This window comes from Croceitalea sp. P059 (genome assembly GCF_031846365.1).
Classification (GTDB): domain Bacteria; phylum Bacteroidota; class Bacteroidia; order Flavobacteriales; family Flavobacteriaceae; genus Croceitalea; species Croceitalea vernalis.
On the sequence record NZ_JAVRHW010000002.1, the window covers coordinates 180,260 to 200,088 of the forward strand.

The following is a 19,829-nucleotide window of genomic DNA, read 5'->3' on the forward strand; positions in this document are numbered from 1 at the left end:
GAAGTTTGGCATAAAAAAAGAAAAATATGGCGATTATAATTACGGATGAATGCATTAATTGTGGTGCTTGTGAACCAGAATGTCCTAATACCGCCATTTATGAAGGCGCAGATGAATGGCGCTATAGTGATGGAACCTCTTTGAAAGGAGCTGTAGTTTTACCTGACGGTAAAGCTGTAGATGCGGATGAAGTGCAAGAGCCGTTAAGTGACGAAGTATATTATATTTCACCTGATAAATGCACGGAGTGTATGGGTTTTCATGAAGAACCTCAGTGCGCTGCAGTTTGCCCGGTTGATTGCTGCGTTCCTGATGAAGATAGAGTTGAAACTGAAGAAGCACTTTTAGGGAAGCAAAAGTTTATGCATCCTGAAGGATAAACACCACTAGATATTCACAGGTTTTGTCTTTTTAGAATAGACCACTACCTATTAATTTCAATAACCCAGATATAACTCAAAATGGTTGTTTCAATTTTGAGCTTATCATCTTATTACAATAAAATGAAAGAAGAAAAAGAATACAGTGGAATTTGGAAAGACTTTGGGTGTATTCTTTCCGCCATTGCTATTATTGGAATTTTGGCTCTTATAGCTACCTTAATTTACCAATTTGTTAGTGGAGCTTAGAATTCTTTTAATTCAAAAAAAACGCTGCTTTTAAAACATTTTTTGTGTTATGTAATCCTTGCCTTGGTAGAATAATTCTAATTCTTGCTCAATTTCATTTTTTCTAATCGGTTTGCAAAGTATTTTTTGAACAAGTCTATGGTATAAGGTTTCTCGGGCTATATTGTCTCCAATACGTGAACTTACTATAAATACACATAACTGAGATTTTTTCAATCTAAGTTCTGAGATTATATCTAAGAAATTTAATCCATCTAAAATTGGCATCTCTATATCAAGAAGTAAAAGCACTCTTTTTTCATCAATTAAATCAATAATTAAACTTTTTAAAGCGTCAATTGAGCTATTAGAATTGATAATTTTTTCACTCACTCCTAATTGCTTTATAATTTCGGAATGAATAAATCGCGCAGTTGTACTATCATCAACAATATAGGTAATATCAAAAAATGGAACACTCATGACCAGTTGAATCTATGTTATAACTAACAACATAAGTGTATTAATTATTATATAAAACCATATGAAAATATGTTAAAATTCATTTCAAATTTTTATTAGAGCTTTGATTTTAAGAACTAATTAATAGTTAACCTTACATAACTTATGGTTTGTTTTAAAAAAGAACAACTTTAAATGAATGAAAAACACTATTTCATTAGTGAATATTTTATCCTTAATGCCCTTTATAATTTCTACTGTTTTCTTGGATGTATAAACTATATTTGCAGCCTTAAAACTAGAAGATGAAAGCTGGAATCGTAGGATTGCCCAATGTTGGTAAATCAACTCTTTTTAACTGCCTGTCTAATGCGAAAGCCCAAAGCGCAAACTTTCCTTTTTGTACCATTGAGCCAAATATTGGTGTAGTTAATGTACCTGATGAAAGATTAGAGAAACTAGAATCTTTAGTTAATCCAGAAAAGGTCATACCTGCTACTGTAGAAATAGTTGATATAGCAGGTTTGGTAAAAGGAGCTAGTAAAGGTGAGGGGCTTGGAAACCAATTTCTTGGAAATATTCGTGAAACCGATGCTATTCTGCATGTTTTAAGGTGTTTTGATAATGATAATATCGTACATGTTGATGGTTCTGTTGATCCTATTAGAGATAAAGAAACCATAGATATGGAGCTCCAATTGAAAGACTTAGAAAGCGTTGAAAAGAAGTTAGAAAAAGTAAAAAGAGCGGCAAGAACAGGAAATAAAGAAGCGCAAAAAGAAGAAGCAATTTTAGCAGCTTTAAAAGAAGGCTTAGAAGCAGGCAAATCTGTTAGAGCTATTGAGGTTAGTGATGATGATAAAACCGAATTTGTAAAGCCCTTACAGCTAATTACCGACAAGCCAGTAATGTATGTTTGTAATGTAGATGAAGATGGTGCTGTTCAAGGGAATGCATATGTTGAAAAGGTAAAAACTGCCGTAGCAAATGAAAATGCTGAAGTTATCTTTTTGGCTGTTGGAACAGAGGCCGATATCACAGAACTAGAGACTTTTGAAGAACGACAGATGTTTTTAGAAGATTTAGGGCTTTCAGAACCGGGCTCAGGTAAATTAATTCGTGGTGCATATAAGCTCTTAGATTTAGAAACTTATTTTACCGCAGGAGAAAAAGAAGTTCGTGCTTGGACCATTCCCGTTGGAGCCACTGCTCCGCAAGCGGCAGGAGTAATTCATACAGATTTTGAAAAAGGCTTTATTCGTGCCGAGGTTATTGGTTACAATGATTATGTGTCATTCGGCAGTGAAGCAAAAGTTAAAGAAGCGGGTAAAATGAGAGTGGAAGGTAAGGAGTATATCGTTAAAGATGGCGACGTAATGCACTTTAGATTTAATGTTTAAAAAGACATCTTAATAGTTCCTAACACCTTTTGTTGATTACTTTCCTAGGCTGGCATTTTGATTTTTCCTCCTAAATTCTATATTAGCGAGGATAATCCCGTTTTTAATGGAAAACACCAAATATACCGAAGATAACATCCGTTCCCTCGATTGGAAAGAGCATATTCGTATGCGTCCGGGTATGTATATTGGTAAACTCGGGGATGGGTCATCAGCTGACGATGGTATTTATATTCTTTTAAAAGAAGTCATAGATAACTGTATTGATGAATTTGTAATGGGTGCCGGTAAGACCATTGAAATCGTCATAAAAGACAGTGAAGTAAGAGTTCGTGATTATGGACGTGGAATTCCTTTAGGTAAAGTGGTTGATGTGGTCTCCAAAATGAATACCGGAGGAAAGTATGACTCAAGAGCGTTTAAAAAATCTGTTGGTTTAAATGGAGTAGGTACCAAAGCAGTAAATGCCCTTTCCAATTATTTTAGGGTAGAATCCATTCGTGATGGCAAATCAAAAGCCGCTGAATTCAAGGCGGGAAATTTGGTTAATGAAGAGTTGATTGATTCAACCAAACGAAAGGGCACGCAAGTAAGCTTTGTTCCTGATGAAGCCATTTTTAAAAAATTTAAATATCGGAATGAGTACGTAGAGCGAATGCTGAAAAATTACGTTTATCTCAACCCGGGGCTGACTATTGTTTTTAACGGGGAAAAGTTTCATTCAGAAAATGGATTGAAAGACCTTCTTGAAGATAATAATAATCAAGATGACTTTCTTTATCCAATCATTCATCTGAAAGGCGATGACATTGAAGTAGCTATAACACATAGTAAAACGCAATATAGTGAGGAATATCACTCTTTTGTAAATGGCCAGCATACTACTCAGGGTGGAACCCATCAAGCCGCTTTTCGTGAAGCTATCGTAAAAACTGTTCGAGAGCATTACGGGAAGAACTACGATGCGTCTGATATAAGAAAATCAATTATTTCTGCCATTGCCATTAAAGTAATGGAGCCAGTTTTCGAAAGTCAAACCAAAACCAAATTAGGCTCAACAGATATGGGTGGTAATTTACCAACCGTTCGAACCTATATCAATGATTTTATCGGCAGGTATTTGGATAATCATTTGCATAAAAACCCTACGGTTGCCGAAAGTTTGCAAAAGAAGATAGTTCAAGCAGAAAAAGAACGAAAAGAATTATCGGGAATTAGAAAACTAGCGAGGGATAGGGCCAAAAAGGCAAGTTTACATAATAAAAAGCTACGTGACTGTCGTGTTCATCTTCAAGACATGAAGAAGGATAGGAGATTAGAAAGTACACTCTTTATAACTGAGGGTGATTCTGCATCAGGTTCAATTACAAAATCACGTGATGTAAATACTCAGGCGGTATTTAGTCTTAGGGGTAAGCCTTTGAATTCGTACGGAATGTCGAAGAAGATTGTATACGAGAACGAAGAATTCAATTTGTTGCAAGCTGCATTGAATATTGAAGATTCAATGGAGGATTTGCGGTACAACAACATTGTAATAGCGACGGATGCCGATGTAGATGGTATGCATATTCGTTTGTTGCTAATCACTTTCTTTTTACAATTTTTCCCTGAATTGATTAAAGAAAACCATTTATATATTCTTCAAACACCTTTGTTTAGAGTTAGAAATAAAAAGGAGACTATTTATTGCTACAGCGATGAAGAAAGACGGAATGCTATTGAAAAATTAACTGGTAAACCAGAAATTACTCGATTTAAAGGTTTAGGTGAAATATCTCCGGACGAGTTTCAGCATTTTATTGGCGATGATATTCGATTAGAACCAGTAATGCTTGATAAAGCGATGTCTATTGAAGAATTATTAAAATTCTACATGGGGAAGAACACCCCAGATAGACAAAAATTTATAATTCAAAACCTTAAAGTGGAACTTGATTTAGTTGAGTAAAATTAACTTTAAATCAAATAGATAAGATTACGTTAGCACATGGAAGAAAATGAAGAATTGACAGAAGGCTTTCCTAATGAAGAAGAGGCTTCTGATGATGCGCTGACCCGGGTAACCGGCATGTATAAAGATTGGTTTTTAGATTACGCTTCTTATGTAATTTTAGAAAGAGCAGTCCCTGCAATTGAGGATGGTTTTAAACCAGTACAACGCAGGATTATGCATTCTCTGAAAGAATTGGATGACGGGCGATATAATAAAGTTGCTAATGTGGTGGGTCATACCATGCAATACCACCCGCATGGTGATGCAAGTATTGCTGATGCAATGGTTCAAATAGGTCAAAAAGACCTTTTGATTGATACTCAAGGTAACTGGGGGAACATATTAACAGGGGATAGAGCTGCGGCTTCTAGATATATTGAGGCAAGACTATCGAAATTTGCTCTTGATGTTATTTTTAGCCCAAAAATTACCGAATGGCAATTATCTTATGATGGAAGAAAGAAGGAACCGGTAAACCTACCGGTTAAATTTCCATTACTTTTAGCACAAGGCGCAGAAGGTATTGCAGTTGGGTTATCAACCAAAGTACTTGCTCATAATTTTAATGAGCTTATTGATGCGTCAATAAAACATTTAAAAGGAAAAGGATTTAAGCTTTTTCCTGACTTTCCTACATCGGGTATTATAGATGTTACCAATTACAATGATGGATTAAGAGGGGGTAAAATTCGAGTTAGAGCTCGAATAGAAACTTTTGATAAGAATACTCTTGTAATTAAAGAGATACCATATGGAACCAATACTTCTTCTTTAATAGATTCTATTCTTAAAGCCAATGATAAAGGCAAGATAAAAATCAAAAAAATTGAAGATAATACAGCTGCCAATGTTGAAATTTTAGTGCATCTTCCTTCCGGAATATCTCCTGACAAGACGATTGATGCTTTATATGCATTTACGGCTTGTGAATCATCTATTTCACCTTTGGGTTGCATTATCGAAGACAATAAGCCCATTTTTATGGGTATGACAGAAATGCTCCGAAGGTCTACTGATAATACAGTTGAGCTTTTGAAAGCCGAACTAGAAATTCAACTAAATGAACTTCAAGAACAGTGGCATTTTGCGTCTTTAGAACGAATTTTTATTGAAAATCGAATTTATCGAGAAATAGAGGAGGAGGAAACATGGGAAGGTGTTATTGCTGCAATCGACAAAGGCTTGAAACCGCATATTAAACATTTAAAAAGAGCGGTCACAGAAGAGGATATAACGCGTTTGACAGAAATTCGAATTAAAAGAATTTCAAAATTTGATTTAGATAAGGCAAAACAATACCTAGAAAGTCTTGAAGAACGTATAGCTGAGACTAAAAATTACTTAGCTAATCTTGTTGATTTTGCGATTAAATATTTTCAAGAACTAAAGAAAAAATACGGCAAAGGGAGAGAGCGGAAATCCGAAATTCGCATTTTTGATGATATAGAAGCTACAAAAGTAGTTATACGTAATACAAAGCTTTATGTGAACCGCGAAGAGGGTTTTGTTGGAACCTCGTTACGCCGTGATGAATACATCACGGATTGTAGTGATATTGATGATATTATCATATTCACCAAAAAAGGTGAAATGATGGTAACAAAAGTGGATTCTAAAACCTTTATCGATAAAAATATTATTCACGTAGCTGTTTTCAAGAAGAAAGACAAGCGTACGACATTCAACATGATTTATAAAGATGGACGAGGTGGGCCAAGCTACATTAAACGTTTTAATGTAACCAGTATCACTAGAGATAAATTATACCCGCTAACCGCTGGTAAAGCGAGTTCAGATGTTTTATATTTTAGCGCTAACCCAAATGGCGAGGCAGAGGTGGTCACAATTCATTTAAGACAATCTGGGAGCATCAAAAAATTAAAATGGGATGTTGATTTCGCTGATGTTTTAATTAAAGGTCGAGGCTCTAAGGGGAACATAGTCACAAAATACGCAGTAAAACGAATAGAATTAAAAGAAAAAGGGTTGTCGACACTAAAGCCCCGTAAGATATGGTTTGATGATGTTGTTCAGCGACTCAATGTAGATGATAGAGGGGAACTATTGGGCGAATTTAGACCTGATGATATGCTATTGGTCGCTAACCAGAAAGGTATTGTGAAAACAATCACTCCTGATTTAAACAGTCGTTTTGATGATGATATGATTGTCTTAGAAAAATGGAAGCCAAAAAAGCCTATTTCAGCTATTTATTTTGACGGTGAAAAAGAGCGCTACTATATCAAGAGGTTTTTAATAGAAAATACTAGTAAAGAAGAATTGATTATAACTGAACATCCTAAGTCACAATTAGAATTACTATCCACTGATTGGAGGCCAGTTGTTGAATTAGAGTTTAGTAAGCCTAGGGGTAAGGATGCTAAACCTAATCAGACAGTCTCTGTGGAGGATTTTATTGCTATTAAAGGTATTAAAGCATTAGGTAATCAGTTGACTTCAGAAAAATTAAAGAATGTAAATACTTTAGAATCTCTTCCTTATGAAGAAGTTCAAGAGCAACCTGCAAATGAGATTGAGGTAGTCATTGAAGAAGAAAAGCCTTCAGATGAAAAAAAGGACGGAGATGATGACCAGCAACCCACACTATTTTAAAAATCAATGCTTTTAATAACTCTTTTGTTTAGCAAATTTTGCTATTTATAGTCCGATAGGTATTAAATATTGAACAGGTTGTGTATGGCTAATGAACATCGTTATATTTGAACAAAATTTAAAAATTTATGGATTTCACTAATCCTTTAGTGTACGGAGGGCCTTGTTTTATCATCTTTATTTTACTGGAATTAACCTATAGCAAGAATCATGAAGAGCATCATGATTTATATGATTGGAAAGATCTATTTGCTAGTGGCTTTATGGGCTTAGGTTCAGCTGTGCTTGCAGCCTTATTAAAAGTAGTTTCGGCAATAGTGATTTTCACCTTTGTATACGATATCTTCAATCCGATGGTTGACGGTGTGCGTACACATATTTTGGGTTATAAATCCTTTGGATATGCCTGGTATATATGGCTTTTGTGTCAATTAGCAGATGACTTTACTTATTATTGGTTTCATAGAGCAAATCATGAAATTAGGATACTTTGGGCCGCTCACATTGTGCATCATTCTTCTGATAATTTTAATTTAGGAACTGCAGTTCGTAATGGTTGGTTTACACTACTTTACAAGCCGTTGTTTTATATGTGGATGCCAGCTTTAGGTTTTTCACCAGAGATGGTTGTTTTTTGCCTGGGTATAGAAGCATTGTGGCAATTCCAATTGCATACGGTGTTACTTCCTAAATTAGGAATATTTGAAAAGTTCATGAATACGCACACGATGCATCAAGTACACCATGCTCAGAACATTGAGTATCTAGATAAAAACCACGGTGGTTTCCTAAATATATTTGACAAACTATTTGGCACATGGCTACCTTTAGATGACAGTATTGATGTTAAGTATGGTGTTATTCATGCACCTAATTCTAATAACCCGATAGTTATTCTAACTCATGAGTTTAAAGATATTTGGAATGATATGAAAAAGTCTCCCAAGCTTTCGCATAAGCTTATGTATATCTTTGGACCTCCAGGGTGGAGCCACGACGGCAGTACGATGACCGTAAAGCAACAGCAGGCTTTATTTGAGAAACAAAGAAAGGACAACCCTAAAATGGCTTTTAGTAGACCTAATTGATAAATGAGTCTTCAGAAATAAATAATAAAAAAGCCTGCGAGATTGCAGGCTTTTTTTATCGCTAATTTTTAGTTTTATAATTCCTCTGTGATTTCTTCTTTCGGTTTTTTATTCTTTCTCATGCGCATATCTAAAAACTCTACCATTAATGAGAATGCAATTGAAAAGTAAAGGTATCCTTTTGGAATGGTGCCAACTTCATTTCCAAATACAACTAAATGCGACAAATGTGCTGCTTCAGCAATTAGCATAAAACCTATAAGTATTAGAAATGAAAGACCTAAAACTTGTATGGATGGATGTTTACCAACAAACTCACCAACAGGATTAGCAAATAGCATCATTATAATTACAGATATTACAACAGCAACAATCATTAATATTAATGCATCGTTCGGATTTGGTGAAATACCGTTTGTCATACCTATTGCGGTCAATATTGAGTCAAAAGAGAAAACAATATTGATTATAGTAATCTGAACTATAGCATTTGTCAAAGATTTTGATTGGCCCTTTTTAACTTCGCGTTCGTCATGCCCTCTATCTTCAACTTTTTCGTGAATCTCCTTAGTGCTTTTATAGAGCAGAAAAAGACCGCCTAAGAATAGTATTAATGCCTGCCAACTGATACCGCCGTGAAACCAACTCTCGTTAAAGACAATGAATGGTTTTTTTAAAGAGGTTAGCCACGTAATACCGAATAATAAAACAATACGCATACCCATAGCTAAAACTAAACCCAGATTGGTCGCTTTTTTACGGTCTTTTTTCTCTAGCTTGCCTGCTGCAATAGAAATAAAAATGATGTTATCAATACCTAAGACAATCTCTAAGAATGTAAGGGTTAAAAGGGCAATCCACGCATCTGGACTAGCAAATATTTCGAACATGGTTAATGTTTTTTAATTGCGGTTCCTCTAAGTTTTTTAGCATCACCTACAGTGTTAAATTCAAATGTATAAGAACTATTCGTTGTTGTCAAAATTTTTATGTGAATTGGCTTTTCTTCTGCTCTACTTTTTGGGTTGATTCTTTTTAAAATGTATTCACAATCATTAATCCACTTTACAGTCGATGAATCTTGCCTGCCTTTAAAGTAATCCACTTCAATATCATTAGTTCGCTCAAAAGTAGTAGTCACCTCATCTCCATCAACTGTTGTTGTAAATTCAAAAGTTCCTGTTTTGAAATCCACACAATTTCTTTGGGGTGGGTTTTTGCATGAAAAAATGAATGTTATTATCAAAATTCCCAAGTAAATTCTTTTCATCTAGGCAAAATAAGGAATAAGATGCGTAATTAAAACCTATTCTGAAGGATTATAAGATTCAAAAGTTCCATCTTCATAAAAGACCATTACTTGTCGAACTTTTTTCTTGACATTATCTAAATCTTTGTTTTTTGTGATTTCAGTTTTTGGCTGGGCAGGGGGTGCTTTATCTTGATTGGGCAGAAAAGCTCCTTTTCCATTTATTAGCCAATAAAGATTTACTTCAGGAAATTTAGAGATTACTTTAAGAATAAAATCAAGACTAGGTTTATTTCGTCCAGACATTAAATGAGACATACTCGATCTAGGTACGCCAATTTTATCCGCAAATTGGGAAGAGCTCAAGCTATAATGCTGTAAAAGTTGCTGTAACCGCTCGATAATATCACTACTCACAATTGTAAATTTTAGGATATCAAAAATAGTATTTTGAAATTTATAATCTTAAATTTAATTCTTGATAAGATACTTTAAATTTAAAGTAATACTTTATTTAAAATTTTTTAAAGTATTGATATTAAATTATTTAAATGAAATTTAATAAATCTGTTTACGATCGTAAATTTTATAGAACTATTTTACTTTTAATTTGATGACAATTGTGATAATTACAATCGAGTTTTGGATTAAATAGAATGTTTTTTCACTAAAAGATTCTTTAAACAATGGAAGCTTTTTCAAGTATTTACCATTGAATCTGTTTAAAATTTACCATTAAAGAACTAAATAGTTAAAAGACACTATTTTCTTACATAATTTTCAAAAAAAGCAGGATTACTTTATACATTATGTTATTATTCCTTAATTTTGTTGAAAATAATTCTATTATGAGTAAGGTAAAGTTAGATGAGATTGATCATCAGATTTTAGATATGTTAATTGACAATACCAGAACACCATTCACTGATATTGCCAAAAAGCTTTTGATTTCGGCAGGTACTGTTCACGTTCGAGTGAAGAAAATGGAAGAGGCTGGTATTATAAAAGGTTCGTCTTTAACTCTTGATTATGTAAAACTGGGCTATTCTTTTATAGCTTACGTTGGAATCTTTTTAGAAAAAACTCACCAAACAAAGTTTGTTTTGCAGCGTTTAACTGAAATACCTTACGTTACAGTGGCTCACATTACTACGGGCAAGTTTAATATCTTTTGTAAGATTAGAGCTAAGGACACTACACATGCTAAGAATATCATTTTTAAAATTGATGATATAGAGGGTATCAGCAGAACTGAAACAATGATTTCATTAGAAGAAAGCATCAATGACAAAAAACGTTTGATGCATACCATTTTTAACGAACTCTAAAGAGGAGATTTGTTATGCGGGCTTCTGATTTACCTGAAAGTGAATATCATCCTTATTACAAGCCTTATATAGATGCCTTAGGGGACGAAGATTTGTTTTTGTCTTTATCTAATGGACTTCTTGTTATGGATAATTTTATAAATCAATTACAGGAAGGTAAACTTGATTTTTCTTATGGGCCTGATAAATGGACCATTGCTGAAGTTCTAATACATCTTATCGATACAGAGCGTATTTTTCAATACCGGGCATTACGGTTTTATCGAAACGATAAAATGGAATTATGCGGTTTCGACCAAGACGAATACGTTATCGAATGTGAAGCTGCAGGTAAATCAAAAAACCAAATACTTCAAGAATATAGTACTGTTAGAAAAGCCACGATTGCCTTATTTCAGTCTTTTAAAAAAGATGCGCTAAATCGCATGGGCAAAGCTAGTGGCACTCCAATGAGTGTGCGAGCTCTTGGTTTAATGATTAGTGGTCATCAAAAACATCACTTCAAAATAATTGAAGAGCGTTATTTAGTTTAGTTGATCTTTACAAGAATTAGGACTCAAAATCATTATCTATATTCTCGTCGATCTCTTTTTCTAAAATCTCCTTTTCTGGAGAATTTCTGAGCTCTTTCTCAATAGTTTCTTCAAAATTTGAAATGAAATTAGAAAGGCTTTTACTTATTTTTACTAGATAGATGGTGTCATCAGTTTTCACTTCTACAGCCTCAACTAATTCGCCTCCTGGTTTTTTTAAAACAATGATGTCGTCATCACCGTAACCATGAGGGTATAAGTCAATTAATAAAGCAGCTGTTGCGTGGTCTAATCGCTTGTAATCAACAATAATTCGTTTCATCGTAGGTTTTTTATGGTTTACCTACCTAAACTAAATATTTTTGCTGCTTTACAATTTAAAGAGTTGTCAATGTTAGAAATTAGTATATGAAACTTTTATTCTTTGTAGTAAGCGAATGCTTCTTTGAATAATTCGACAGGTACTTTTATATCAACTATAGCAGAACCAATCTGTTCTAGTAAGACGAAATTAATATTACCGTGTGAGTTTTTCTTATCATGTTTCAATAAATCAATGATAATTCCAATGTCTTCTTGAGTAAAATTCACTTTAGGATAATTAGATAAGAATACATTCTTTATTTCATCTAACTCAATTTTTGACATTCCGGTTAACTTATGCGAAAGATATCCTTCTAAAATCATTCCAATAGCAATTGCCTCGCCGTGTAACAAAGTATCTTTGATGGGGTGTTCTAAATAATAAGACTCTATGGCATGACCTAAAGTATGACCATAGTTTAACTTTTTTCGAATGTTTTGTTCCGTAGGATCTTTTTCAACGATGTTATTCTTAATTTCTACGGATTTTTGAATATGATTATGATAATCACTTTCATTCAAGCTAATAAGCTCATTCCAGTAGTCTTTATCAGCAATCAGCCCATGCTTAAGCATTTCTGCAAACCCGCTTTTAAGTTGTCTTGGCTCTAGGGTATCTAAAAGCTCAGTAAAAATGAGAACCATTTTAGGCTGATTAATAACTCCAACCTGATTCTTTAAAGCACCTAAGTCTACTCCTGTTTTACCGCCGACAGAGGCATCTACCATAGCTAAAAGTGAAGTTGGAATATTGATAAAATCAATACCTCGTTTAAATGTGGATGCCACAAAACCGCCTAAATCAGTAACCACGCCACCACCTAAATTTAATAGCATACTTTTTCGGTCACCACCCATATTGGATAGGGCATTCCAAACGGTAACACAAGTCTCTATAGTTTTATATACTTCTCCTGCTTTAATGATAATGGGTGTTTCAGCCGAGCTACCATGTATATCTGAGAAAAAGTCTAAGCAGTGTTCATTCGTATTTTCATCTACAAGTATAAATATCTTTGAATATTGATTTTGAGCCAAATATTGTTGCAGTGCCGCTTTGGCTAAATCGCCAAAATGTATTTCATGTGCCTTGCTCGTAACTGAATCCATAAATATAAATATGATACAAAATAAACATATATTTTAATGAGCAGCATCTTGTCATGCACCTTATCTTTGTTTCTTTGAGAATATCGTAATTATGAACTCTATTTTTGAGGATACTTCAACCGCTTTTAAACTTAAAAGTGACTCTGAGCTTGAAAGAGCTTATTTTTTATTCAAATTAATTGCCAATCAGCCTCTGGTTAAAATTGGCACCGCTGTTACCAACTTTGCTATTAACGCTAAATTACCTGTAGAAGGATTAATACGAGCAACGGTTTTTGATCATTTCTGTGGTGGGGTTAATGAACAAGATTGTTTACCTATTATCGACAAAATGTTTAAAGCAAAAGTATGTTCTATTCTTGATTATTCTGTGGAAGGCAAGCAGATTGAAAATCAACTAGACAGCGCATTATCTAAAATTTTGGGCGTGCTTGATTTTGTAAAAGAAAAAGATGCGATTCCTTTCGCAGTTTTTAAACCATCTGCCTTTGGTAGATTTGAACTTTTTGAAAAGGTGAGTTCAAACCAAGAACTGATGCAGCTCGAAAAGGAGGAATGGTCACGTGTGATAAACCGTTATGATAAAGTATGTAAAAAGGCTTACGATTTAGATGTTGCTTTGTTGATTGATGCAGAAGAAAGTTGGATTCAAGATGCAGCGGATGAATTAGCTTATGAAATGATGCGTAAGTATAACAAAGTAAAACCTGTTGTTTTCAATACAGCGCAAATGTATAGATGGGATAGACTTAACTATCTTGAGAAAATTTCAGGACTTGCTAAAAAAGAAGGCTTTAAAGTTGGAATTAAAGTGGTTCGTGGTGCCTACATGGAGAAAGAGAATGATAGAGCTGATGAGATGGGTTATAAAAGGCCCATTTGTGAAACTAAGAATGCTACAGATGTAAATTTTGATGAGGCCGTAGTTTATATGCTTGATAATTTAGACGTATTCACTATTTTTTCTGGTACTCATAACGAAATGAGTTGTTATAAACTCATGGACCAAATGAAACAAAGACAGATTCCTAATAATAGCGATAGTATTTGGTTTGGTCAACTTTTTGGAATGAGCGATCATATTAGTTTTAACTTAGCATCAAAAGGTTATAATGTATCTAAATATCTTCCCTACGGCCCTGTAAGAGATGTAATGCCATATTTGATAAGAAGGGCTGAGGAAAATACCTCTGTGGCTGGTCAAACATCAAGGGAATTAGATTTATTAAAACGAGAAAAAGTTAGACGAAAAATTTAATAGATTTCCACCACTTTAACTTCGTTTGGACAGTTTTCAACTTTTATAGTCTGCTCTCCGTTTTCAATAAAGTATAATTTGCATGGTGTTGCCTTCGTATCGCTTTTGCCAAAGTCGATACTACCGTCTTTAAAAAAAGACCTCCACATGATAGAATCTTTATCAAAAATGGGCACAACATTATCAGAATAAAAGATAGGTTTTGACCTTAAATCTTTTAAAACTCTACAATTGGGGAAATAACAGAATTCAGAACCAGTTTCTTCAGATTTTTTCTTTAGAAAAAATGTTAGAAAGACAATGCCAATTGAAAGTCCAACTAAATACCAGCCCAAGCGTTTTAAAAATGCCATTTAAAAAATAAGAAAGTTAATATCGTTATAAGATAGACCAAACCAATCACCTACAGACTTATTAGTTAAAATTCCGTGGTACATGTATAATCCGTTTCGTAGTCCTTTGTCAAATCTTAGCGAGTTTTCAAGACCACCATCTTCTCCTATTTTCAATAAATAAGGTGTAAAAATATTACTAATAGATATGGAAGACGTTCTAGGATATCTAGACGGAATATTAGGGACGCCATAATGAATTACGCCATATTTTTCAACGGTTGGTTTTTTATGATTGGTCACTTCAGAGGTTTCAAAACAACCGCCCATATCAATACTAACATCAATAATAACCGCGCCTTTTTTCATATGTTCGACCATAGTCTTAGAAACGATTACAGGTGAACGGTCTTTACCTCTTGTTGCTCCAATTGCAACATCACAGCGTTTTAAAGACTTTAATAGGTTTTTAGGTTGAATGGTGGAGGTATAAACCGTTTGGTTTAGGTTGGTTTGAATATTTCTAAGCTTGGTAAGCGAATTATCAAAAATCTTTACATTAGCGCCTAAACCTAACGCTGATCTTGCTGCAAACTCACCAACAGTACCGGCACCAATTATAACTACTTCAGCAGGCGGTACACCAGTAATATTACCAAACATTAAACCATTACCTTGATTGGTCGTGGCCATTAATTCTGCCGCGATAAGAATTGAAGAAATACCTGCTATTTCGCTTAAAGATCTAACAGCAGGAAATTTTCCATCTTCATCTCTTATATATTCAAAGGCAATAGCAGTAACTCGTTTTTGAGCCAATTGCTCAAAGTACTTTTTTGATTGTGTCTTTATCTGAAGTGCCGATATAATAATCGCTTGCGGATTCAATAATTCTATTTCGGCAAGGGTAGGGGGCTCTACTTTAAGTATCAAGGGACACGAGAATACTTTTTTAGTATCGTTGCATATTTGAGCACCAGCTTCGGTGTAGTCCTTGTCTGAGTAATTGGCTCCTTCACCAGCACCAGCTTCAATCATCACTTGATGTCCATTGGCCACAATAGCGTTAACCGCATCAGGGGTTAGACAAATTCGTTTTTCTTGATACTGATTTTCTTTAGGGATACCAATAAAGAGTTCTCCTTTTTGCTTTAGTACCTCAAGCATTTCTTCTTGTGGTAATAATTGTTGTTTACTAAAAGGTGAAGAAGGTTGGTCCATGTAATGTAAAATTGAAACTATGTACTAGTCAATAAAACAAATTTACATTTTTTTCGCTAGGGTTTCTTTTCGTTGTTCAAGCTTCTCGCGCTCTTTTCTGAGCTCCTCTTTTGCTTTTAGAATAGTAAGTTCTTCATCCATAGCATCTAAGTCTATACCATGAACATGCTTGTCATAAAGCTTTAAACGAATGAAATAAACAAAAGGAATAACAACAATACAAATTGGTAGTAACCACATTAAATTAGCACTATCAACCATATAGTCATCTGAAACGTAGTTCTCGACTAATTGAAAAGTATACATTAATAATGGTATCAAAATGATGTGATACCACCAATGCCTACAGGTGAAAAACCATATTACAAGTAAATAAATTGGAATTAATTTCCCTACTAGGAACCATGCGTGGACCTCCAATGTTTGAAAACCACCTTTACCAATGTTAAACCCAAGAATACTTAAAGTTTCAGCGTCTTCATTTGAAGGCCAATATTCATGACTTTTAAAAATGAATGGAGCTAAAACTATTAAAAACGCCACAAGGGATTCAATAATGATTCTTTTCTTAGCTAATAAGTTAAATGTAGTTTTACTACTCATTATTGAATTTAGGTTTACATAGGCTAAAACGAAAAAAGGACAACATTAGTATGTTGCCCTTTAATTTCAATTAGGATTAAAAAAATCCAAATAACTAAACCTATTTGTTAGAACCTGGTTTGGTTATTTTTCTTTTGTCTACCCCTGTATCCTGATCATCAATTGTAATAGTTGATACTGCAGTAGTAGCCAACATTACAACGGCCAAGATTCCAAAAATTACTTTTTTAGTGTTCATCGTACTAAAATTTTTGGGTTAATAAATGAATTCATTAATGACAAATGTAGGAAAAAATTAGAGCAAAATTGCATTTCATCGATAATATATGCATTTTATCTGAATTTCATACCCTTTTATCGGTTCTGAATCTTCTCGACCTGAATGTATGAAAAGAATGTTAGCAAATCATTTGTAAGAATTAATATTCGATGCGTCGGGTATTTTCATCGACAAAGTGTAGTTTAATATTCAAGCATTCCTTCGGGATAAGATTTGGTATTCGCTCGGGCCATTCTATAAAAGTGTAGATCTCTTGATTCAAGTACTCTTCAATACCAAAATCATAAACTTCCTCTTCATTTTCAATTCTGTAAAAATCAAAATGATAGGCTACAAGCTGCCCATGAGCGTCTTCATATTCATTGACCAACCCAAAAGTGGGGCTATGGCCAATATCTTTAACACCTAATTCCGCTAAAATTGCTTTAATAAGAGTTGTTTTGCCGGCACCCATTTCGCCAAAGAAACAAAAGTACCTCTTTTGAGTCGAGCTTATTAGATTAGCTGCAATGTCTTGAAGTTCCTCTTTATTAAATTGAAATTCTGGCATACCCCTATTTTGCCTCCAAAACTACAAAAGGTATGATCATTTCTTCTAAGGAAATACCTCCATGTTGATAGGTATTACGGTAATAACTCACGTAATGATTGTAATTGTTGGGGTAGGCGAAGAATAAGTCGTTCTTAGCAAAAATATAGGAGCTGCTTACATTAATATTAGGCAAATGAATTTGTTTTGGGTCTTTAGCAGCCAAAACTTCTTTTTCTTGATACGTAAGGCTGCGACCTGTTTTGTACCTTAAATTCAAACTCGTTTCGCGGTCACCAATTACTTTAGATGCCTGTTTTACATTAATGGTCCCGTGGTCTGTTGTAATAATTAGTTTTTTACCCATCTGTTGGGCTTGCTGAATAATATCCAATAAAGGTGAATTTTTAAACCAGCTTAATGTTAAAGATCGATACGCTTTGTCATTACTTGCCAGTTCTTTAATAACCTCCATTTCTGTTTTAGAATGTGAGAGCATATCCACAAAATTATATACAATAACAGTGAGGTCATTATCCTTTTGAGAACCAAAGTTTTGAACTAGCTGTTTACCTTGTTTTAAACTGCTAATCTTGTGATAATCCCATTTTAAATCAAGGTTCAGTCTCTTAAGCTGTGCTTCTAAAAAGTTGGCCTCAAATAAATTTTTACCACCTTCATCGGTATCGTTTTTCCACCAATTAGGATGTTGTTTCTCCATTTGTAATGGAGTCAGCCCTGAAAAAATTGAATTTCTCGCATATTGGGTTGCTGTTGGTAAAATGCTGAAGTAGTGAGACTCTTTTTTTTTCTTGTACGAATTGGTGACCACATCTTCAAAGGCAAGCCACTGATCGTATCTTAAATTATCTACAACAACGAGTAACGTGGAATTGTCTTTTAACTCGGGCACTACCCATTTTTTGAAAAGATTATGAGAAAGTACCGGAGCATCATCATCTTCAAACCAATCCGGGTAATTTTTATCTACAAATTTGCTAAACTGATTATTGGCTTCTGTTTTTTGTGACTCCAATATTTCAAACATACTTGAATCTTCAATCTCTTCAAGTTGTAGTTCCCAATAGATTAAGTTCTTGTATAAGTCTGCCCAACCTTCATGGCTATTGACCATTGACAATTCCATTGCTATTTTGCGAAACTCTTGCTGATAGTTAGCAGTAGTTCGTTCCGATACTAAGCGTGAGTTATCTAGACTCTTTTTAAGTGATAGTAAGATTTGATTTGGATTCACTGGCTTAATTAGGTAATCGGCAATTTTGCTGCCAATAGCCTCATCCATAATGTATTCCTCTTCACTTTTAGTAATCATTACTACTGGTAGTGTAGGGTCTATTTTTTTTAATTCACTTAGTGTTTCTAATCCTGAAAGACCAGGCATGTTCTCATCTAAAAAAACAATATCAAAACTACCTACCGCCAATTCATCTAAGGCATCTTGACCACTAGGCGAAGTGGTTACTTGATAACCTTTATTTTGTAAAAAAAGAATGTGAGGTTTTAATAGGTCAATTTCATCATCGACCCAAAGAATTGTTATAGTGTTCATATAGTTTATCTTTGTTCTTCTAAATTTCCATCGGACTTGGCGCAGCGCAACAAGCTTAAAATATTTAACGATCCAATCTACGGTTTTATTGGCACTCCCAATGAACTTATTTTTAACCTTATAGCAGACCCTTATTTTCAACGACTTAGAAGAATTTCGCAAATGGGTCTTTCTTTTTTAGTGTACCCAGGTGCTCATCATACTCGTTTTCATCATGCTTTGGGTAGCATGCATTTAATGGTACAAGCCATTCGAGTTTTAAAATTTAAAAAAGTACTGCTAACTGAAGATGAAGAGAATGGATTACTTGTGGCAATCTTACTTCATGATATAGGTCATGGCCCTTTTTCTCACGCTTTGGAATATAATTTAGTTGGCGGAATTGACCATGAAACCATATCTCTGCGGTTTATGGAGCAACTGAATAGAAAATATGAAGGGGCACTTTCAACAGCGATAAAAATTTTCAAAGGTGAACATCCTAAGAAGTTCTTAAACCAACTGGTTTCTAGTCAACTTGATATGGATAGATTAGACTACTTGAAGCGTGATAGCTTTTATACTGGTGTAACCGAAGGGAATATAAGTTCAGAGCGAATGATTACTATGTTGAATGTTTTTGAGGGTGAACTTGTTGTTGAAGAAAAAGGGATATATTCAGTAGAAAAGTTTTTGATGGCTCGCAGATTCATGTATTGGCAGGTTTATTTGCACAAAACTGGTTTAGTAGCGGAACAACTTTTGATTAAGCTAATGAATAGAGCAAGGCTTTTGGTTCAAGACGGTAGTGTTTTAGAATGCTCTAATGCACTTGTTTATTTTTTAAAACGAAACGAGAACGAAAGTTTTGATGATAACACTTTGATTCAGTTTTCTATGTTAGATGATGTTGATGTGCTTTCAGCTTTAAAGTCATGGCAATTTCATTCGGATTTTATTCTCTCTAAAATCAGTTCCATGTTGTTGGATAGAAACCTCTTAGAGATTAAAATTAAAAATAAAGCAATAGACCCTGAACGAGTAGCTGAAAAACGGTCATGGGTTAAAACCAATTATGGTTTACAAGATGCGGAGTTAGATTATTTCGTCTTTTCTGGTGAAATAAGCAATATGGCGTATAATGAAAAGCGGCAGAATATTAATATTTTAAGAAAAAATGAAAAATTGACAGATGTTGCAAAAGCATCTGACCATCTTAGTTTGAAGGCTTTGTCGAAGAAAGTTACTAAATACTATGTTTGCTATCCTAAGGAAAGCGTTTGACAAATTTTCTTACTTTTGCCAAA

General features: G+C 34.2%; 22 protein-coding genes. 10 read left to right on the forward strand and 12 right to left on the reverse strand.

The features are described 5' to 3' along the window. The first annotated feature begins 26 nt into the window (after positions 1-26). A complete protein-coding gene (locus RM542_RS07160; RefSeq protein ID WP_311385051.1) occupies positions 27-380 on the forward strand; it encodes a 4Fe-4S dicluster domain-containing protein in 354 nt (117 codons plus the stop codon). Between the two features lie 96 nt (positions 381-476). Beyond that, a complete protein-coding gene (locus tag RM542_RS07165) occupies positions 477-629 on the forward strand; it encodes a hypothetical protein (RefSeq protein ID WP_311385052.1) in 153 nt (50 codons plus the stop codon). Between the two features lie 30 nt (positions 630-659). On the opposite strand, the gene RM542_RS07170 is transcribed toward RM542_RS07165, so the two are convergent. After that, positions 660-1,091: a response regulator gene (locus tag RM542_RS07170; protein WP_311385053.1), complete on the reverse strand. Its 432-nt coding sequence runs from the start codon at positions 1,089-1,091 to the stop codon at positions 660-662. A gap of 284 nt (positions 1,092-1,375) precedes the next feature. Here RM542_RS07170 and ychF point away from each other — a divergent pair, with 284 nt between their 5' ends. The 4 genes from ychF (at position 1,376) to RM542_RS07190 (ending at position 8,167) form a co-directional block, all read left to right on the forward strand. Beyond that, entirely contained in the window at positions 1,376-2,470 is a 1,095-nt protein-coding gene (gene ychF / locus RM542_RS07175) for a redox-regulated ATPase YchF (protein WP_311385054.1), read from the forward strand. A gap of 106 nt (positions 2,471-2,576) precedes the next feature. Next, a complete protein-coding gene (locus RM542_RS07180; protein WP_311385055.1) occupies positions 2,577-4,421 on the forward strand; it encodes a DNA topoisomerase IV subunit B in 1,845 nt (614 codons plus the stop codon). 39 nt (positions 4,422-4,460) lie between these two features. Continuing rightward, the gene (locus RM542_RS07185; RefSeq protein ID WP_311385056.1) at positions 4,461-7,079 is read left to right on the forward strand and encodes a DNA gyrase/topoisomerase IV subunit A; all 2,619 of its coding nucleotides are present in this window, start codon (positions 4,461-4,463) and stop codon (positions 7,077-7,079) included. Positions 7,080-7,207: 128 nt separating this feature from the next. Then, positions 7,208-8,167 (forward strand): sterol desaturase family protein, encoded by a 960-nt coding sequence (locus RM542_RS07190; protein ID WP_311385057.1) that lies wholly within the window; start codon positions 7,208-7,210, stop codon positions 8,165-8,167. A gap of 74 nt (positions 8,168-8,241) precedes the next feature. Here RM542_RS07190 and RM542_RS07195 read toward each other — a convergent pair whose 3' ends face one another. From RM542_RS07195 to RM542_RS07205, 3 genes are all read right to left on the reverse strand, one after another. Then, on the reverse strand, positions 8,242-9,057 hold the full coding sequence (locus RM542_RS07195) for a TerC family protein (protein WP_311385058.1): 816 nt from the start codon (positions 9,055-9,057) through the stop codon (positions 8,242-8,244). Between the two features lie 2 nt (positions 9,058-9,059). Next, positions 9,060-9,362: a DNA topoisomerase IV gene (locus RM542_RS07200; protein ID WP_311385059.1), complete on the reverse strand. Its 303-nt coding sequence runs from the start codon at positions 9,360-9,362 to the stop codon at positions 9,060-9,062. A 111-nt stretch (positions 9,363-9,473) separates the two neighbouring features. After that, positions 9,474-9,833 (reverse strand): helix-turn-helix transcriptional regulator, encoded by a 360-nt coding sequence (locus RM542_RS07205; protein WP_311385060.1) that lies wholly within the window; start codon positions 9,831-9,833, stop codon positions 9,474-9,476. A gap of 431 nt (positions 9,834-10,264) precedes the next feature. Between RM542_RS07205 and RM542_RS07210 the strand changes: the two genes are divergently transcribed. Beyond that, positions 10,265-10,744 carry a winged helix-turn-helix transcriptional regulator gene (locus RM542_RS07210; protein ID WP_311385061.1) on the forward strand — a complete coding sequence of 160 codons (480 nt, stop codon included), beginning with the start codon at positions 10,265-10,267 and terminating at the stop codon, positions 10,742-10,744. A 14-nt stretch (positions 10,745-10,758) separates the two neighbouring features. Continuing rightward, positions 10,759-11,277: a DinB family protein gene (locus tag RM542_RS07215; RefSeq protein ID WP_311385062.1), complete on the forward strand. Its 519-nt coding sequence runs from the start codon at positions 10,759-10,761 to the stop codon at positions 11,275-11,277. Between the two features lie 16 nt (positions 11,278-11,293). On the opposite strand, the gene RM542_RS07220 is transcribed toward RM542_RS07215, so the two are convergent. Then, positions 11,294-11,599, reverse strand: a complete 306-nt coding sequence (locus tag RM542_RS07220) for a hypothetical protein (RefSeq protein ID WP_311385063.1) — start codon at positions 11,597-11,599, stop codon at positions 11,294-11,296. A 95-nt stretch (positions 11,600-11,694) separates the two neighbouring features. Then, positions 11,695-12,750: a 3-dehydroquinate synthase gene (aroB, locus tag RM542_RS07225; RefSeq protein ID WP_311385064.1), complete on the reverse strand. Its 1,056-nt coding sequence runs from the start codon at positions 12,748-12,750 to the stop codon at positions 11,695-11,697. 91 nt (positions 12,751-12,841) lie between these two features. Here aroB and RM542_RS07230 point away from each other — a divergent pair, with 91 nt between their 5' ends. Then, positions 12,842-14,008, forward strand: coding sequence for a proline dehydrogenase family protein (locus tag RM542_RS07230; protein WP_311385065.1), 1,167 nt, complete (start codon positions 12,842-12,844; stop codon positions 14,006-14,008). Here the strand turns inward: RM542_RS07230 and RM542_RS07235 are convergent. The 6 genes from RM542_RS07235 to RM542_RS07260 all read right to left on the reverse strand — a co-directional run bounded on the left by RM542_RS07235 (position 14,005) and on the right by RM542_RS07260 (position 18,543). After that, complete coding sequence (locus RM542_RS07235; protein WP_311385066.1) at positions 14,005-14,361, reverse strand: DUF4258 domain-containing protein; 357 nt, start codon at positions 14,359-14,361, stop codon at positions 14,005-14,007. The two genes, RM542_RS07230 and RM542_RS07235, sit on opposite strands and share 4 nt — an antisense overlap. Next, entirely contained in the window at positions 14,362-15,561 is a 1,200-nt protein-coding gene (locus RM542_RS07240; protein ID WP_311385067.1) for an alanine dehydrogenase, read from the reverse strand. Positions 15,562-15,603: 42 nt separating this feature from the next. Then, positions 15,604-16,164, reverse strand: a complete 561-nt coding sequence (locus RM542_RS07245; RefSeq protein ID WP_311385068.1) for a hypothetical protein — start codon at positions 16,162-16,164, stop codon at positions 15,604-15,606. Positions 16,165-16,264: 100 nt separating this feature from the next. Next, the gene (locus RM542_RS07250) at positions 16,265-16,402 is read right to left on the reverse strand and encodes a hypothetical protein (protein WP_311385069.1); all 138 of its coding nucleotides are present in this window, start codon (positions 16,400-16,402) and stop codon (positions 16,265-16,267) included. A 181-nt stretch (positions 16,403-16,583) separates the two neighbouring features. After that, on the reverse strand, positions 16,584-16,994 hold the full coding sequence (gene tsaE, locus RM542_RS07255; RefSeq protein ID WP_311385070.1) for a tRNA (adenosine(37)-N6)-threonylcarbamoyltransferase complex ATPase subunit type 1 TsaE: 411 nt from the start codon (positions 16,992-16,994) through the stop codon (positions 16,584-16,586). A gap of 4 nt (positions 16,995-16,998) precedes the next feature. Beyond that, a complete protein-coding gene (locus tag RM542_RS07260; protein WP_311385071.1) occupies positions 16,999-18,543 on the reverse strand; it encodes a PglZ domain-containing protein in 1,545 nt (514 codons plus the stop codon). 36 nt (positions 18,544-18,579) lie between these two features. Between RM542_RS07260 and RM542_RS07265 the strand changes: the two genes are divergently transcribed. Beyond that, complete coding sequence (locus RM542_RS07265; protein ID WP_311385072.1) at positions 18,580-19,806, forward strand: HD domain-containing protein; 1,227 nt, start codon at positions 18,580-18,582, stop codon at positions 19,804-19,806. The last annotated feature ends 23 nt before the right edge of the window (positions 19,807-19,829 follow it).

What these genes read in the sequence shown, in the direction of transcription:
- RM542_RS07180 (WP_311385055.1), top strand. Translation starts at nt 2,577, where the DNA reads ATGGAAAACACCAAATATACCGAAGATAACATCCGTTCCCTCGATTGG.
- RM542_RS07260 (WP_311385071.1), bottom strand. Translation starts at nt 18,543, where the DNA reads ATGAACACTATAACAATTCTTTGGGTCGATGATGAAATTGACCTATTA.
- aroB (WP_311385064.1), bottom strand. Translation starts at nt 12,750, where the DNA reads ATGGATTCAGTTACGAGCAAGGCACATGAAATACATTTTGGCGATTTA.
- RM542_RS07230 (WP_311385065.1), top strand. Translation starts at nt 12,842, where the DNA reads ATGAACTCTATTTTTGAGGATACTTCAACCGCTTTTAAACTTAAAAGT.
- tsaE (WP_311385070.1), bottom strand. Translation starts at nt 16,994, where the DNA reads ATGCCAGAATTTCAATTTAATAAAGAGGAACTTCAAGACATTGCAGCT.
- RM542_RS07190 (WP_311385057.1), top strand. Translation starts at nt 7,208, where the DNA reads ATGGATTTCACTAATCCTTTAGTGTACGGAGGGCCTTGTTTTATCATC.
- RM542_RS07185 (WP_311385056.1), top strand. Translation starts at nt 4,461, where the DNA reads ATGGAAGAAAATGAAGAATTGACAGAAGGCTTTCCTAATGAAGAAGAG.
- RM542_RS07245 (WP_311385068.1), bottom strand. Translation starts at nt 16,164, where the DNA reads ATGAGTAGTAAAACTACATTTAACTTATTAGCTAAGAAAAGAATCATT.
- ychF (WP_311385054.1), top strand. Translation starts at nt 1,376, where the DNA reads ATGAAAGCTGGAATCGTAGGATTGCCCAATGTTGGTAAATCAACTCTT.
- RM542_RS07195 (WP_311385058.1), bottom strand. Translation starts at nt 9,057, where the DNA reads ATGTTCGAAATATTTGCTAGTCCAGATGCGTGGATTGCCCTTTTAACC.
- RM542_RS07240 (WP_311385067.1), bottom strand. Translation starts at nt 15,561, where the DNA reads ATGGACCAACCTTCTTCACCTTTTAGTAAACAACAATTATTACCACAA.
- RM542_RS07170 (WP_311385053.1), bottom strand. Translation starts at nt 1,091, where the DNA reads ATGAGTGTTCCATTTTTTGATATTACCTATATTGTTGATGATAGTACA.
- RM542_RS07220 (WP_311385063.1), bottom strand. Translation starts at nt 11,599, where the DNA reads ATGAAACGAATTATTGTTGATTACAAGCGATTAGACCACGCAACAGCT.
- RM542_RS07235 (WP_311385066.1), bottom strand. Translation starts at nt 14,361, where the DNA reads ATGGCATTTTTAAAACGCTTGGGCTGGTATTTAGTTGGACTTTCAATT.
- RM542_RS07215 (WP_311385062.1), top strand. Translation starts at nt 10,759, where the DNA reads ATGCGGGCTTCTGATTTACCTGAAAGTGAATATCATCCTTATTACAAG.
- RM542_RS07210 (WP_311385061.1), top strand. Translation starts at nt 10,265, where the DNA reads ATGAGTAAGGTAAAGTTAGATGAGATTGATCATCAGATTTTAGATATG.
- RM542_RS07160 (WP_311385051.1), top strand. Translation starts at nt 27, where the DNA reads ATGGCGATTATAATTACGGATGAATGCATTAATTGTGGTGCTTGTGAA.
- RM542_RS07250 (WP_311385069.1), bottom strand. Translation starts at nt 16,402, where the DNA reads ATGAACACTAAAAAAGTAATTTTTGGAATCTTGGCCGTTGTAATGTTG.